This window comes from Candidatus Nitrosocosmicus franklandus (genome assembly GCF_900696045.1).
GTDB lineage: Archaea > Thermoproteota > Nitrososphaeria > Nitrososphaerales > Nitrososphaeraceae > Nitrosocosmicus > Nitrosocosmicus franklandus_A.
The window spans coordinates 2,441,993-2,456,403 of sequence record NZ_LR216287.1 but is presented as its reverse complement, the minus strand read 5'-3'; the positions used below and the strand labels follow the sequence as shown (position 1 = coordinate 2,456,403).

The 14,411-nt window shown below is 36.0% G+C and carries 18 protein-coding genes; 3 read left to right on the top strand and 15 right to left on the bottom strand.

The window, feature by feature from the left end; genetic code table 11:
* Positions 1 to 43: 43 nt before the first annotated feature.
* Both NFRAN_RS11495 and NFRAN_RS11490 read right to left on the bottom strand, forming a co-directional pair.
* A complete protein-coding gene (locus NFRAN_RS11495; RefSeq protein ID WP_232038012.1) occupies positions 44 to 619 on the bottom strand; it encodes a thioredoxin family protein in 576 nt (191 codons plus the stop codon).
* Between the two features lie 48 nt (positions 620 to 667).
* Positions 668 to 2,068, bottom strand: coding sequence for a nucleotide sugar dehydrogenase (locus NFRAN_RS11490; protein WP_134485118.1), 1,401 nt, complete (start codon positions 2,066 to 2,068; stop codon positions 668 to 670).
* A 139-nt stretch (positions 2,069 to 2,207) separates the two neighbouring features.
* Here NFRAN_RS11490 and NFRAN_RS11485 point away from each other — a divergent pair, with 139 nt between their 5' ends.
* Positions 2,208 to 2,603 (top strand): hypothetical protein, encoded by a 396-nt coding sequence (locus tag NFRAN_RS11485; protein ID WP_134485117.1) that lies wholly within the window; start codon positions 2,208 to 2,210, stop codon positions 2,601 to 2,603.
* A gap of 35 nt (positions 2,604 to 2,638) precedes the next feature.
* Here the strand turns inward: NFRAN_RS11485 and NFRAN_RS11480 are convergent, their stop codons facing one another.
* A complete protein-coding gene (locus NFRAN_RS11480; RefSeq protein WP_232038011.1) occupies positions 2,639 to 3,253 on the bottom strand; it encodes a PqqD family peptide modification chaperone in 615 nt (204 codons plus the stop codon).
* Positions 3,254 to 3,320: 67 nt separating this feature from the next.
* Positions 3,321 to 4,379, bottom strand: a complete 1,059-nt coding sequence (gene mtnA / locus NFRAN_RS11475) for an S-methyl-5-thioribose-1-phosphate isomerase (protein ID WP_232038010.1) — start codon at positions 4,377 to 4,379, stop codon at positions 3,321 to 3,323.
* 94 nt (positions 4,380 to 4,473) lie between these two features.
* On the opposite strand from mtnA, the gene NFRAN_RS11470 reads away from it, so the two are divergent.
* A complete protein-coding gene (locus tag NFRAN_RS11470; RefSeq protein ID WP_134485115.1) occupies positions 4,474 to 4,866 on the top strand; it encodes a hypothetical protein in 393 nt (130 codons plus the stop codon).
* A gap of 21 nt (positions 4,867 to 4,887) precedes the next feature.
* Here NFRAN_RS11470 and NFRAN_RS11465 read toward each other — a convergent pair whose 3' ends face one another.
* From NFRAN_RS11465 to NFRAN_RS11455, 3 genes are read right to left on the bottom strand one after another with little or no spacing between them, the layout of a single operon-like run.
* Positions 4,888 to 5,304: a hypothetical protein gene (locus NFRAN_RS11465; RefSeq protein WP_145988082.1), complete on the bottom strand. Its 417-nt coding sequence runs from the start codon at positions 5,302 to 5,304 to the stop codon at positions 4,888 to 4,890.
* 5 nt (positions 5,305 to 5,309) lie between these two features.
* Positions 5,310 to 6,551 carry a DNA primase small subunit domain-containing protein gene (locus tag NFRAN_RS11460; RefSeq protein ID WP_134485113.1) on the bottom strand — a complete coding sequence of 414 codons (1,242 nt, stop codon included), beginning with the start codon at positions 6,549 to 6,551 and terminating at the stop codon, positions 5,310 to 5,312.
* A 5-nt stretch (positions 6,552 to 6,556) separates the two neighbouring features.
* Positions 6,557 to 7,549: a hypothetical protein gene (locus NFRAN_RS11455; RefSeq protein WP_134485112.1), complete on the bottom strand. Its 993-nt coding sequence runs from the start codon at positions 7,547 to 7,549 to the stop codon at positions 6,557 to 6,559.
* A gap of 146 nt (positions 7,550 to 7,695) precedes the next feature.
* On the opposite strand from NFRAN_RS11455, the gene NFRAN_RS13995 reads away from it, so the two are divergent.
* On the top strand, positions 7,696 to 7,854 hold the full coding sequence (locus tag NFRAN_RS13995; protein WP_172602322.1) for a hypothetical protein: 159 nt from the start codon (positions 7,696 to 7,698) through the stop codon (positions 7,852 to 7,854).
* A gap of 99 nt (positions 7,855 to 7,953) precedes the next feature.
* Here NFRAN_RS13995 and NFRAN_RS11450 read toward each other — a convergent pair whose 3' ends face one another.
* The 8 genes from NFRAN_RS11450 to NFRAN_RS11415 all read right to left on the bottom strand — a co-directional run bounded on the left by NFRAN_RS11450 (position 7,954) and on the right by NFRAN_RS11415 (position 14,248).
* Positions 7,954 to 9,036, bottom strand: a complete 1,083-nt coding sequence (locus NFRAN_RS11450) for an RNA-guided pseudouridylation complex pseudouridine synthase subunit Cbf5 (RefSeq protein WP_134485111.1) — start codon at positions 9,034 to 9,036, stop codon at positions 7,954 to 7,956.
* 27 nt (positions 9,037 to 9,063) lie between these two features.
* The gene (locus NFRAN_RS11445) at positions 9,064 to 9,684 is read right to left on the bottom strand and encodes an AAA family ATPase (protein WP_134485110.1); all 621 of its coding nucleotides are present in this window, start codon (positions 9,682 to 9,684) and stop codon (positions 9,064 to 9,066) included.
* A 74-nt stretch (positions 9,685 to 9,758) separates the two neighbouring features.
* Positions 9,759 to 10,334, bottom strand: a complete 576-nt coding sequence (locus NFRAN_RS11440) for an adenylate kinase (RefSeq protein WP_134485109.1) — start codon at positions 10,332 to 10,334, stop codon at positions 9,759 to 9,761.
* Between the two features lie 133 nt (positions 10,335 to 10,467).
* A complete protein-coding gene (gene secY / locus NFRAN_RS11435; RefSeq protein WP_134485108.1) occupies positions 10,468 to 11,919 on the bottom strand; it encodes a preprotein translocase subunit SecY in 1,452 nt (483 codons plus the stop codon).
* Entirely contained in the window at positions 11,900 to 12,337 is a 438-nt protein-coding gene (locus NFRAN_RS11430; RefSeq protein WP_134485107.1) for an uL15 family ribosomal protein, read from the bottom strand. The genes secY and NFRAN_RS11430 overlap by 20 nt, the downstream gene beginning before the upstream one ends.
* Positions 12,338 to 12,438: 101 nt before the next feature.
* Positions 12,439 to 12,909 carry an uL30 family ribosomal protein gene (locus tag NFRAN_RS11425; RefSeq protein ID WP_134485106.1) on the bottom strand — a complete coding sequence of 157 codons (471 nt, stop codon included), beginning with the start codon at positions 12,907 to 12,909 and terminating at the stop codon, positions 12,439 to 12,441.
* 7 nt (positions 12,910 to 12,916) lie between these two features.
* Positions 12,917 to 13,537 (bottom strand): 30S ribosomal protein S5, encoded by a 621-nt coding sequence (locus tag NFRAN_RS11420; protein WP_134485105.1) that lies wholly within the window; start codon positions 13,535 to 13,537, stop codon positions 12,917 to 12,919.
* A 138-nt stretch (positions 13,538 to 13,675) separates the two neighbouring features.
* On the bottom strand, positions 13,676 to 14,248 hold the full coding sequence (locus NFRAN_RS11415) for a 50S ribosomal protein L18 (RefSeq protein ID WP_134485104.1): 573 nt from the start codon (positions 14,246 to 14,248) through the stop codon (positions 13,676 to 13,678).
* Positions 14,249 to 14,411 lie beyond the last annotated feature (163 nt).

The window sequence follows — 14,411 nt, the reverse complement described above, 5'->3', positions numbered from 1 at the left end:
TCATTTTGTCATTGGTAATTAAATTCTAAAAAGAGATTATATTCTAATTAATCCACTTTATTGAACAACCAATTGATGGATCGAAATCTTTTTGGATTTCATTCTTTTTGCCTCCTATCACTTTCCTAACATTTTCCTCCATGATATTAATAGTTGGGACGGCATTTGGCTCTAAGGCATCGTTAATTTTTCCATGGTAAACTAGATTTTTCGACTCATCAAATAGGAAAGGGTCTGGTGTACAAACTGCCCCATAATCCTTAGCGACACTTTGAGTCTCGTCAATTAAATACGGAAAATTTAGTGAATATTCCTTTGCAAATTTCACCATATTATCAAAACCTTCTCCTTCATAATTTGGATCATTACTATTAATTCCAATTATTTGAAAGTCAGAGTTATCAAACTTTGATTGCAACGAGACAAGGTCAGAGATCCTAGCCTTAACATAGGGACAGTGATTACAAATAAATACAATTAGTAAAGATTTGGATTTAATGTCTTTTAGGCTATAGATTTTATCGTCAACTCCTCTTAAAGAAAAATTTGGTGCAGGAGAACCTGAAACTAACTTCTGGGCGGATTGTGTCTTGACCATAATCTCTTTGTTTGATAACATAAATAATAAAAATGTTATTTTGATCTAGATTTTTTCAAAATACCGAGTTCAACTTGAAGGTCTACCTATGCCTCCAAAAAGGTCTTTTTCGAACATCTCTGGATGCAATATCCCCCGTCCATCATAGATCGGAGTTTTACCTAAAATAGAGGGATCGATATTAGAATACTCCTTATGGTTAGTAGCCAAGATGATTAAATCCCTTTCAGAAATGGCTTCGGTTAAGTCTGATACAAGTCTCGCATTTTTAAATTTAGTAATTAACTCTGAATCAGTAACTAATGGATCATGTACAATTACATCTTTAATCTTTAATCTTGCGAGTTCTTTAAGTAGATCAAAAGTGGGTGACAAACGGGTATCTGAAACACCTCCGCGAAATGCAAGGCCTAAAATTGTTATTTTAGATCTTCTCGAATACCGTCCCTTGATAAGTTTTAGGGCTTTATATAAAGAATACTTTGGCATCTCATTATTAATTGCCCTTGCAGTTTTTGTGATCTTGCAATTTACTTTGTTTCGTAATCCTACATCTATAATGAATTGTGGGTAAACCGGTATACATGCACCTCCTACGCCGATTCCTGGATCATGGATGTGACAGAAACTTTGAGAGTTGGCAGCTTTTTTGGCTTTCCAAAAGTCAATATTTAACCGATCACACAATCTTGCTAACTCGTTGGCCAAAGAGATATTCACATCCCTATACACACCTTCAAATAACTTTTCTGCTTCTGCAATTTTAATCCCAAGAATCTTTACAATGCCCTTTCCGTATAACATAGAAAATAGGGCTTCTGCTATTTGCAAGGAATGAGCGTCATCTGCGGATACGATTCCAGGATGACCTTCCTCGATATCGTATATAGCTCGTCCCTCGTAGATGCGTTCAGGATTATATATAACAGAAAAATCAGATTTTGATTTTAACCCACTATGCTTTTCAAGCAAAGGAATCAATACTCTCTCAGTAGTTAAAGGAGGAAGTGAAGGATGAATCGATACAATGTCATCTTTTTTTAATCCTTTGCTGATTGATACTACAACTTCCTTAATTATTGACAGGTCTGGTTTATTTTTTTTTACAAGAACCGGGACACATATCATCTTTAATTTGGAATCTACAGAAGCTTTTATGGGATCATCATATACTAAAAACCGACCCTCACGTATCCCTTGAGAAAAAGATTCGTTAACGAGTGGCTCAGGAATATGAGTAATTCCATTCCTAGTATTTTCGATAACCCTACTTGATTTGTCTACACCGATTACCTTAACACCTGCCCTGAGCCAAACAGAGGTTAGAGGAGCGCCCACATGACCCAGTCCATAAACAGCTACCATATATTCGCCTGATCGAAACTTACCAATGATACTTTCAATTGGTTCCCTATTAGTATCAGTTAAGTTAGGATTATGAGGGACAGATTTAGTTCCTCCCGATTTCACAGATTGAATATTTTATTAACTGATTATTATATCTATATTAGGTACATTTCAAAAAGTAAAATAGACTAACGAAAAATAGCCCATGGTAGTGCAATTTTGACTAAATAAAAGAATATTTACAAAAGAGTATTTTATTAGTATGATAATGTTATTCCCTGTCTATGAGCTTAATATAGCAGGATCTGAATGGTTTATAATCATAGTTGTTATCATCATATTTATTTTTCCAACTAAGATCACAAGTTTTTCTAGGTCGGTTGGAAGAATACTTGGCGAATACGAAAAAGCGAGAACAAAAATAGCTAGCCAAAAAGATATGATAATATCAAATTCCCCCACAAAGTCCTCAAGACATGATTATATAGGTCCTAAAATTCAACGGCCAATAGCATCCGAAAGAGAAAAACTAGAATTAATTGCAACATCCCTTAGCATAGACCACTATGACAATTTGTCGGATGATGATTTGAGAAAGATGATTTCTGCCAAATTAAAAGAGCCAGAAAACAATAATGACAATAATAATAACAAATAACCGGAATATCTACATCGATATAAATAAAGAGTACTTTAGGTTTTCGTTGGAGGAGGAACCAATAACTCTGCCTCTAATAATTGTTGAATTAGTTGGACAACTTCTTGCTCTACCTGTTGTCGTGGTAGATTAAGTTTTTGCGAAAAATCATCTGCTAATTGATTAATGGTCCTATTTCCGTTACAACTATCCCAAAACTCTATAATGTTCTGATTAACCATAAAGCCTTGTTCTCGTTCGTTGACTAAAGCAAGAGAGCCATCCTCTTGTTTTACAGCCTTTCCGCTTTTTTGTGGCTTATATTGTTCATAATCGATTTGGAATCTCAATGCAGGTTTTCCAAAACCCAATTTATCTCTAACAGCCGGATTCATTTTATCTATGGACCATGGAGGATCCCAAACAACCTCTACATTAATAGATCCAACCCCCTCTATAGTATTAATATATCTTTTTACATCTTTAACCAGAGTATCGTGTAATGGACAGCCACGAGTCGTCATCGTCATCTTAATATCCACATTGTTTTTTTCGGATACATCAACATTATAGATCAGGCCAAGATCGACTACATTAACCGGGATCTCGGGGTCCATGCATTTACGAAGCTCAGAAAATACTCTCTCTTTTGTAATTTGGTTAGTGTGCACTACTCAAATTGAATCAAAATGCTTTTTAAATTTTTTTCCCTATGAAGGATTATTAGATTGATCTGATTCAGATACCATCAAAAATAGCTTGTACATTCTTTTCGTATGGGGGATATATTATTCCCTTTTCAGTTATAATGCCAGCAACCAAATCAGGCGGAGTCACATCAAAAGCCGGATTGAAAATTCTAACACCTGCTGGTGCAACACGCTTGTCTCCGATTTTTGTAACTTCCTCTACTGACCTTTCTTCGATGGTAATCTCCTCTGTGCTACTTTTTAGGTCAAAAGTAGATAATGGTGCTGCAACATAAAAGGGAATTCCGTGAGATTTTGAAAGTAATGCTACCTGATACGTACCAATTTTATTATAGACATGGCCGGTCCTTAATATTCGATCCGCACCCACAATTACTTTGTCAATCATCTTGTTTGCCATCAGGTGACCTACAGCAGTATCAGGGATCAAACTTACATCGATTTCATCGTGTACTAATTCAAAGGCAGTTAACCTAGACCCCTGCATTACGGGCCTCGTTTCTGTTGCAATTACACTGATTTTTTTTCCTGATTCCTTTACGGATCGGATCACTCCAAGCGCGGTTCCATAAGAAACAGTAGCCAACGCTCCGGCATTACAATGAGTCATGACCACATCACCGTCTTTTATCAAATCCGATCCAAATTTTCCAAGCTTTTTGTTAATGGCTATATCTTCCTGTGATAGTTTTATTGCACTAGCTACGACATTTTTTTTGATTTCTTCCACTGTTTCATATTTATCAAGTTCTCTGAATATTGTATCCAATCCCCACTTTAGATTAACAGCAGTGGGCCTAGTCTCTAGTAAAGTGTGATAAGCAGATTTCAATTCTTCTAGAATTCTAGATTTTGAGGTAGCTTTACTTTTGACAGCGCATAGTGCCAATCCCATGGCAGCAGCCACACCTATAGCGGGAGCTCCACGAATTGCAAGTCTTTTTATACAGTGAGCTAATTCCTGATATGTCAAACATGTTATAATTTCTAATTTTTCAGGCAATTTCGTTTGATCTATAAGTTTAACACTATCATTATCCCAAAAAATCGTAGTCAAATAGTTAGAACGTGGATTCTTCTGATCCAAAGTCATAATCCTTTCAATAATTCATCAATTATTATTTATTTCTAATAAACACAATTCAAAAAATATTTCTATAGAACATATTTTATATCAAATTATGAGTCTTCAGGATTTATCAGAGATCATAAAACTTCCTCAACGCAAGTTGATAGTATCCTCAAATGATATTGATTTGACTTTCTCATCAAATAAAGAGACAACTAATACTATCTTTGTTCTAATGATAAAGGAATCACGAGGGTCAGCTGGAGGTAGAGGTGGCGGATCTGGCATGAGAAAAATAGAAAAAATATTAGCCTTTGATGTAGAGAAAGATGGGGACAAGCTTATTTATGAGACTAGTGCCGAGGCAGAAATTGAAAAGTTTGAAATTCCTTATAGCGCTGTTGCCCTCGATATTGTGTTAAGATCGGGTGAGAAATATGTGGTTCAAGGAATAGTGGATCCTCAAATGGTTATCGACTACTTAAGATTAATCAAGAAAATATGATATAATTCAAAATACATGTATTTACCGCCCCTGTCTTACGTGCTTAAAGTAAAAATGTTCTTCTTTGCATTTCAAAGAGCAGAATTCTGAACTACACATTGTACTTGACCTACCTTTGAAATTGCACTTGATTGGTTCATTGTAATTAAACTCCTTATTGCAAAAGGTACAGATAGATTCTAGATTCGGTATGACTTTGCCTTGGAATTCTTTGCCGCAATTTCTTTTCTCTTTGAACCACAGGATCTCGTTAGAAGTCTTTTCTGCAAAAGTCATTACTATATCAAAAGCCTCATAGTAACCCTTAGCAAGAAATTGCCTGTATGTAAAATAACGCTTATCCCTTCTGGGCTTTATGAAAGCAATTACCCAGTATTCAACTAGTGGTTGGTCGTCTGATTCCGCTTCGTTATCCAACATAACTAATGATGAAATCACTAATTCTAGTTCTCAATACATATATCCCCTAATCCCTTTGAAATCAAATAAACGGCAACAAAAGTAGGTATGTTATTTACTCCAGTCTGTATCTTGTATGATGTATCCTTTAATACAAGTTTGGTATCAACAAATGCATTAATTCTTACAGGTGAATCTTCATCCATACATGCATCTTTAAGAGGATCAAATGATTTAAGATCTTTACATCTAGTCTTAATTAAGCCACTCTTGCTATTGATTGTTCCTGCTAGCCGAAATATCCTGTGAATATCGATAGTAACATTTGGATCTATTTTTATCGAAAGACGGTCAAATGTATTATTGATCATATTTTGAATATCTAGATTGTTTGTTTCCTTAAGATGGTTAATCTTTCTTATAAAATTGGTATCTATACGATGATTCTTCAATTGTAACTTAAGTTGATTCAACAAACGAGATCGCCATCCTTTATTGAACAATATTTTATTCTGAAGTACAGTAACATTATTTGTTCTATCAATCCGAAAGCCCAAATTTTCTATTGAATAACCCCTCATGAGAAAATACTGCGCTAAAGCACTACGTTTCATAGAATCATATTTAAAGAAACTCTCACTGATGACATGTACGTGAAAACCATTGTTTCCTGAAAAAAATACATGAATATGATCTTGCTCTATACCAAAGTCGTCACAGAGTACTTCAATTAATTTATTGACCTCCCCTTTCAAATTCCTTATACAATTCTTGCAGGGTATCTCTACTATCTGGACTAAAGGAGAATTACAACCTTTGCAATTAGAATAGACGCCTCTTTCAATTAGCTTGCAATTTTTGCAAGAAGTCAGGTTATGGTCTAGCGCACACTCAAGATGCAAATCTTTTCCATCAATATCAAATATGAGGTCAGAACCAATCCAACTTTTCTGGTCCATATCTGCTGAAGGGAATTGATATCTTGCGGATGAGCAAAAAATATCCGAAGGCGAAAACTTGATTATGCTAGCAAATAATTCTCGCCCGTTTTTAAAACTTAAATGCCTGCGTACATGTCCATCGAACAATCGAAATCCAAACTCACGTTCTGATATATGGTCATCTAGTTCGATATTTGCACACGAGGTAATAAAATAGTGTTTTCTAAATGTTTGTTCGAGCCAAATCTTATTTGGACTATCCTGAGCTGAACGAGGATAGTCAAAAGAATTGCTTGTTGGCTTTTGTGAATTATCAGAAACGGGTTTTGAAGTAAATGAGTCCATATTTATCAAAACTTTTTTCTATAAAAGAACTGGGCAGGATTACTTATGCCTTTACAAACTTCAGTCTCAAAACAAAGATTATTTAGCTTAATTTTTTCACAAGATGGAACAAAATACTGTTTTGTATTACCTCGCTTACCTGCAAGATGCTCAAGTTGATATCGGGTAATTTTTTCATTAAAATCAGGTAGTCGTTTGAACATATCCAACATTTCTTCCATTGACTTGTTTGAATAAATCAAAAATGTACCTAACAAAACTCTAGCCGGGTGAGAGAGGTTTTCTCCATTTTTAATTTGATCATAAATATGCTGAATACAAGGTGGAGTGATATCATGATGTCCACTTGGTCGTATTGGAGGATACATTTTTTCCCACCTATTCTTTATAGAATTTGATATAGTTACAATTACTTCTGGAACCTTTTTAGGATTCATTCTCTTTATCCTATCGATAATTAATAAATACAATTCGTTTCTAAATAGCCTCACTATCTCATTACTATCCAAATATACAAATCCCTTATTTAGAGTCCTATTTACAAGATTCCATTCCCTTTCTTGAAACGCAATGGGATGATCCAAATAATCATCGATTTTAATTTTGTAAAAGTTATAAATATTCACCTCCAGATATATAGTAGTCTTAAATAAGTCTTTAAAAATTTCATATAAAATTAATTTTATTTTACCGTCATCATGGTTTGAACTGTCCAAATCCCCCACTAGGTACTTTTCAAATCTCATAGATTCAAGCAGTGCAAATTTTTTTGTGACAGAGTCAATTGAAACCGATTTTATCAATAATAAGGAGATCAGAAAAATTATTACTTCTTCTTGAACTATTATTTCGTGAGTCTTATTATAATCTATTTGATACCCCAATTTTCCTTCAAACACATATTGTTCAATCTTTTTCTTTGCTCTATCAACTAAGTGAAAATAATCTGGATTATCGAGATCTTCAAGTTTAAATTCGTTTTTAGTTACATACGACAACGCCTCTCTAAGAAAAGGGTATCGAGCCAGATCCTTGCTACCAAATTTTACCAAATGAAAGTTAAGTTTCTATGTCATTCAGATTAAATAAGATTTTCTATCAATTAAACAATTAAATTTAAAGCAAGATACAAAGAATTATGTATATGGAAAAATTGCAACTCTCTAACTACTGTAAGAATCTCAACCACATAGAATGCGATGACTGCATGTGCAATTGTCATGTGCCTGGTACAATGGAGAACCTTGCAAGAAAGATTTCAATGTTGGATAAGACCAATCCAGGTTTGGGAGAAACAATATAGTCACAGCAGCCGGGTCCAAAACTCAATTTTATTATAGAACCCCTAAGATGGACCAACTTTGTTCTTTTGTTTTTTCATTAACTGAATAAAGTCTGTCTATTATGCGGTGGCAGTGGAAGAGTCCTGATCATCTCCTGATCCTGCTTCTTTTTCAGTTTCTGTATCAATAGTAGCAGTAGCAGTTGTAGTAGCTGTAGTGGACCAAAATTTGGGATAAGTGTTAGGCTTCATAACAATTCTCTTTATCTGAAAACAAATTCCCTTTTTATTGGAAAAAAATTCTTCATAATCAAGCAATGAAACACCCAATCCAACTACCTCTCCTTTCAATGAATATATCCCAACCAGATCTCCTTTTTTGATATTCTTGGAAATTGAGACAACTCCAGGTATCGCCAATTGTGCTCCGTGACACAAAGCATCAATAGCAGTATCTCTAACAGTTACAGCAGGTAAGTGGGTCATTGCTATTTCAATTGGATGGATTATTCGTCTAAGTTTTTCTTCATTTTTAGTTTCTTTGTAAGTTTGGAAGGCGTCCACAAGATCATGTAGCCGTATGAAATCAGATTCATCGCTAAAATTGCACACCCTTGTTCGACGCAACTCTATCATAGAGGCTCCCACGCCGAGAACCTCACCTATATCATAAATCAATTTTCGGATATAAGTACCAGATTCGCATAATACTCTCAATAGTAACAGACGATCAAACTGATCGTCAAGTTTTAATTCATAAACATTCCTCACACGGGTTTGACGCTTTACAGATGATCTCTGTGGTGGTTTTTGAAAAATCGGACCAGTAAATTCCTGAATGACTTCCATGAGTTTAGTATTCGGAACATGACTATGCAATCTACCTAACGCAATGTATTCCTTAGGACCCAATAACAAAACAGGAATTATTTTTGTACCTTCTTCTAATCCGATAGGCAGTAATCCGGTTGTTCCCGGATCTAATGTCCCACTATGTCCAGCTTTTTCTAGCTGTAAAATTTTTTTTACATACGAAACAATCTCATGACTAGTATTGCCTGGTGGTTTGTCTAGAAGTATCAGTCCATAATTTAGCAACTCCGATATCGGTCTTTTAGTTGGGTAGCTACCATAATTTTCATTTGATACAGCCTCACTTATTTGTACCAAATTTTCCAGTTGTGTAAGTTTATAATCAGTCATTGAGGTTCGCAATTAATTTTCATAAGGTTAATTCCGTATTACGCTTTCGACGATCAATTTGGATATTGTAATCAGTGATTCTAATGTTAAAATATCTGTATTCATAGAAAAATCAAATACATCAAGTTTTTCTCCAAATTCAAATTGATAGAGTTTCTTGTAAATCTGCTTATTTTCAAAATCTCTTCTCTGAACTATCTTCCTTGCTGTTTCGATATCAATATTATCACGTATAGACATGCGCTTTGATCTGTTTTCTACGGATCCTTGTAACCAAAAGTTGATTGTGGCATCAGCGATCCAAGGGAGTGTATAACTTGTAATCACAACATCGCCACCCTTTAATAATTCGATCAATCTGTTGTCTACTTCCCTATCGAAATTTGGGTTGTTATTTCGCTCATTCATGAATTTTGCAGCCTCTTCAGTATCCCACCAGTCATGCTCAAGTGAAGATGAATAACCTCTATCATATGCCATCATCTTCAGTATATCCCCACCGTTCCACAATTTGAGATTAAAATCCTTGGCGAGGTTTACTGCAATTGTTGTCTTACCTACCGCTGGCCAGCCAGAAATTACTATACTGATTTTCCGACCAGACGCAGAGTTATTTTTTTTAATATCGTTTATTTGCTTCGATTCCATTTTTAACACTAGAACTAGATTTTGGTCTTTAGTGACCTAAAAGTATATAAAGTTATCAACCCTCGGTATGCATGTCATTTACCCAATATGATCTTACAGATAGCATTAGTAGCTCCTTGTATCTGGTTGGTACTATTTTGTATTATGTAAAAAGGACAACCCGTAATGATAGAGCTAGTAGAAATCATACTTTCAGAGAGGCGCAGATCACGTTCAATACGATCAATAGAAAACAAATCCCTTTGTCTACTGTTATCATTCTCTCGTCTGCTTTGGATTTCCTGAGCAGTAGCAGTTATCAAAATCAAATGAGTGGGATTAATAATGTTTAGCAATTTAATTGGCATTCCCGGATAAAATCCGTTATCAGTACTAATTAGCAAATGGGTGTCAATAAGGACTACATCGTTGCCAAATGAATTGATCATGTTTGCAGTCATTTCCTGCAGGGTTTTTTGCTGTTCAATAGATAACTTTCGAAGTTGGTCGCGATTATTTATAGACATTAATTTCGCCTGATCAAACATAATTTTCCCAAATTCTGCCATTTTGGTATCTATTCCTCTCTCGGACAATTGATCATGTACATCAGCTATAACTGTCGACTTTCCTACACCCGGAATTCCAACGATTATAACACGTTTTGTCATACGGATCTATAATAATCTAATATGGCGTTTTTCTGAAACTAATAAAGATTTCAAAGCGGCTGAAAAATATTTTCCAGGAGTGTTGGATGTAGAGCATGCATCTAACACAGTCATATCTTTAATCCAGCCTCCCCTAAGTGCGGCCCAATAATGCGGCCAATTTAGGCATATGAACATCCACTTGCTCTCTTACCAGTAAGTTGTAATAGTTTACTAGAATATCTACCATCAAAAGCAATCCGATACCAGTACCAAAGACGCTAAATAAATCTGAGACCGACGCCAACAGTCCAATAATTACTCCTCCAATTATAGTAACTGATGGGATGTACCTATTCAGCAATGATTGAACAGAACTTTCGGACCGCCTAAAACCTGGAACCTGCACATCTGCATCAAGAAGATTTTTAGCAGCCGCCTTCGCTGAAAGTCCACCCAGTTCGACCCACAACCGTCCAAAAATGGTAACAATAGTTGTCAGAAATAGAACATAAACTATAGCTCGTACAGGATCTGCTACCGTAGCCTCAAAAGATCTAGGGGCAGTAACATAATAGAATAATCCGCCAGTAGGATTTTGTGTCTGGGGATCGTATTGAGCTATGAAATTGAACATGGGATTATCGTTATTGGGATTATAGTTAATCCACACCATCTGTCCAATAAATAGCGCATTAGCCATCAGTGCCGACGCCAAAATTACCGGAATGTTTGAAGTATAAAGCAATTTGATAGGATAGACCGCAGTAAATCCCCTGTATCGAGTAGACACGATAGGTATGTCAACGTGTATACCCTGCACATAAACCAGGAGGACCAGTATTCCCGCGGTAATTCCTAGTGCAAACAAACTCGGCATGTTGGGTACAGGAGCTGGTGGTGCTGACCTCAGTACTGAGTCTCCTATATGACCCTCCATACCACTGGTAATCATAAACGGTATAAGCCCGCTTGGTTCTACTCCATTGGGAATAGGAAGGGGATTGAATATGCTCCACAAAATAGCCTGTGCCACACCGGCCATAATGAATATACTGATTCCAGAACCCAAACCCCATCCCTTTTGCACAAGCTCATCCAAATACATTATAACTATACACGCCGCAGTCAACTGCGCTACAAGAACGGCCAAGTGATAACCAGAAGGTGTCGCACCTCCGTAAACGCTTACACCATATAATAATGTCTCAGCAACTATTACAATTATAGTAACTATTTTTGTTGCGGACGTAAATAATGACCTATCATTAGGATCCCTGAAATTTAGTTTCAATATATCAGATCCTTTTAATAACTGCATCAGCAACCCTGCGGTGACTATTGGTCCAATTCCCAATTCAAGCAGGGTTCGCTGTTGAGCTGCAAAAATAACCCTAGCAAATGCAAGTGGATCCGTGGCAGGGTCCACATTTACTCCAAATAAGGGCACTTGCCCCATAACAAGGTAAACTAATAATGCAATACCAGTCCAAATTAGCTTGTTTGTAAGAGTAATTTTCTTTTTTGGCTTTTCAACCTGTGGGACATAGGGTGAAATAGTTTTTACAATCGTTCTAAATAGTCCATCATTCTGTATTGAGCTCATCTAAGACTAACACCTCTCCTCCAGCAGCTATTATTTTGTTTTTGGCTGAATCAGAGATTTTTCTGACTTTAACTGTAACTGTAGAATTGATAATTCCAGTACCTAAGACCTTTTCTATTCTCAATTTATCTAGATCTAAAATCACCTTTCCCTCTTTATCAGTTTCTGAAAACTTTATTAACTCATTTAAATCCGAGATATTGACCCATTTTGTAATGTCACTGTGTCTAAGAGCATGAAATTGTTCATGTCCAAAGTGATCGGGTTCTTCTTTTAATGTCCTTATGTAAAAGTGCTTGTGTTTTCCAGCACCGCCAACTCCCCCACGGCTGCCTGAGGCTCTGTGTTGTCCAATTTGACCCCAGCCACAATATCTACTTCCACGTTGTTTCCTACTTTTTCGTAATCGAGTAGCCATGCATTATCACCATTTATTCCTTAGAGGATATGCAACATTTGGTGTAAATATTAAAGTTTGCAATCCTTCGTTTAATGAAAATATACTTTTGTCATACATGACTACATCATCCTCTTTACCAGTTCTACAAGTTCATGATTTTCACCTAGAATGCCATTTTGCGAAGAAAGTAGTTTTGATTTCTTCTTGAACCCGCCTCTGGGTGGGTTTAAGGCAAACCAGGGTTTTATCCCCGAAATTTTAGATAAAAACGTGTTATTCTTTGATATATCAGAGACCACCTGGTCTATGTTTGGTACGGCAGGTGAGGTTGTCTCAGATTTATTAATGGAGGACAACAACTTTGCAGAACTATAACGACCTTTCTTTTCGATAAAATCACGGATGAAACCTTCCTCAACAGATGTCCATGCCACTATTTCTTTAATTTTTCGGAGCATTCCAAGTGTTTGTTCATTTTCTGGGATCAATGTTGCTCGGAATTTCTTATTTAAATGTAAATTATCCAAAGTAATTCTTGCCCAGTTAGGGATATTAACTGTTCCTTTCATTCGTACGACTAGATATACCATTCCCAATCTACCCCGTTACAAAAGTACTCCTCAAGGCGTTAAATATTGCTTTAGCCGTGGATGACATAGTATTGGTAGAACCGTATGATCTACTCCAACAATCCTTTAACCCAGCCAATTTCAATAAATTCCGGATATTTTCACCAGCCACTATTCCCAAACCACGTGGCCCAGGGATCAATTCTATTTTAACACTTCCGCCTCTTCCCTGAACTTTGAAAGGTACAGAGTGTGCTTGGTGACATCTACATTCCCAACTTCCGCAACCAAGTTTTACTGGAATAACATTAAGATAAGAAGCATTAGTTGCCTTATCTATGGCGTTTCTCATTTGAGAGGCTTTACCCTTTCCGATCCCAAACCATCCAGACTCATTTCCAATCGCTACAAGAGCATTAAATCGCGTTAATTCACCAGCATCTGTCTGTTTTTGTACTATTTCTACGCTGACTACCTGTGTTTTAATATCAGGTAACAAGTGTTTTACTATCTCTGATTCCTGAATCCTCATGCCATTCTCAAAGATTTGTTCCATAGAGTTGATCTTTCCACTTGCGACCATCATGCCTAAGGTAGTTCTAGGCTTCCATTCAACTTCAGCCTCATTGGGTCTAGACATTCTACTCATTGTCTGCACCTATGGCTTGAAACCGGACCAAAAAATGTTAAAGTTTTCATTCCCAATTCACCATAACCTTATAGAAAGCAATATTTTTTTGTTTATTATTCTTTCGGTAACTTTACACATTGTCAATTTCCAACTCACTCAATCAAATTTTCCAGCTAAAATATTACTCTTGATCTCTTCAAAATGTTTGGAATATTCCTGTGGATCTAAATTATTCTTTATCAATTTTGAGAATTGCTTTTCATACTTGACTTTATCCTGCTTCAGAAGGGCCGCATACTCAGATAGATGAGAGCCGTTGACCCGATCTTCAGCTGGTAATGATTCCTCAGAGAGCGGAATGTCAATGCCTGCAGCTGCTATTCCTTTTAAACAGGCTGCTACTTTACTTGTAAATGAAGTCTTGCCTGTATACAAAATTGCCGAATCCAGTTTCTTGGCCTCCATTTTTTTTCCAAGAATCAAACCAACCAAAAAACAAGCAGATAAATTATTTAGAGACCCTTTCCAACCATACTTTGCGAGCTCTTTACTTCCTGCGTGTGTCAATACCACATCTCCTTTCATTGCAGGACGAATAAGTTGGCAATGGATGTTTTGATTACTCACCTTGATGGTCACAAAATTTCGTTTGGAAATTAATACGGCCTTTCTTTTCCTGTAATTAGTTTTATTGTTCCTTATTCTTTTAAGAGTTTTAATATAAGACATTCGCTATTCCTTTCCCTATTTTCTAACAATCAAGAAAACTCTTTTGAATCTCTTATAAACGTTTTAATATTTTTATAAATGCCTATGAACTAGTCCTTTATAGATGAAGGTTAAATCTATAAAGCGGATTTATTTACTTTCCTAGTTTGACCAAAGTTGAATA

Excerpts from the sequence above, each read along its gene's own strand:
- NFRAN_RS11495 (WP_232038012.1), bottom strand. The coding sequence starts at position 619 with ATGTTATCAAACAAAGAGATTATGGTCAAGACACAATCCGCCCAGAAG.
- NFRAN_RS11485 (WP_134485117.1), top strand. The coding sequence starts at position 2,208 with ATGATAATGTTATTCCCTGTCTATGAGCTTAATATAGCAGGATCTGAA.
- NFRAN_RS11470 (WP_134485115.1), top strand. The coding sequence starts at position 4,474 with ATGAGTCTTCAGGATTTATCAGAGATCATAAAACTTCCTCAACGCAAG.
- NFRAN_RS11460 (WP_134485113.1), bottom strand. The coding sequence starts at position 6,551 with ATGGACTCATTTACTTCAAAACCCGTTTCTGATAATTCACAAAAGCCA.
- NFRAN_RS13995 (WP_172602322.1), top strand. The coding sequence starts at position 7,696 with ATGGAAAAATTGCAACTCTCTAACTACTGTAAGAATCTCAACCACATA.
- NFRAN_RS11450 (WP_134485111.1), bottom strand. The coding sequence starts at position 9,036 with ATGACTGATTATAAACTTACACAACTGGAAAATTTGGTACAAATAAGT.
- NFRAN_RS11445 (WP_134485110.1), bottom strand. The coding sequence starts at position 9,684 with ATGGAATCGAAGCAAATAAACGATATTAAAAAAAATAACTCTGCGTCT.
- NFRAN_RS11440 (WP_134485109.1), bottom strand. The coding sequence starts at position 10,334 with ATGACAAAACGTGTTATAATCGTTGGAATTCCGGGTGTAGGAAAGTCG.
- secY (WP_134485108.1), bottom strand. The coding sequence starts at position 11,919 with ATGAGCTCAATACAGAATGATGGACTATTTAGAACGATTGTAAAAACT.
- NFRAN_RS11430 (WP_134485107.1), bottom strand. The coding sequence starts at position 12,337 with ATGGCTACTCGATTACGAAAAAGTAGGAAACAACGTGGAAGTAGATAT.
- NFRAN_RS11425 (WP_134485106.1), bottom strand. The coding sequence starts at position 12,909 with ATGGTATATCTAGTCGTACGAATGAAAGGAACAGTTAATATCCCTAAC.
- NFRAN_RS11420 (WP_134485105.1), bottom strand. The coding sequence starts at position 13,537 with ATGAGTAGAATGTCTAGACCCAATGAGGCTGAAGTTGAATGGAAGCCT.
- NFRAN_RS11415 (WP_134485104.1), bottom strand. The coding sequence starts at position 14,248 with ATGTCTTATATTAAAACTCTTAAAAGAATAAGGAACAATAAAACTAAT.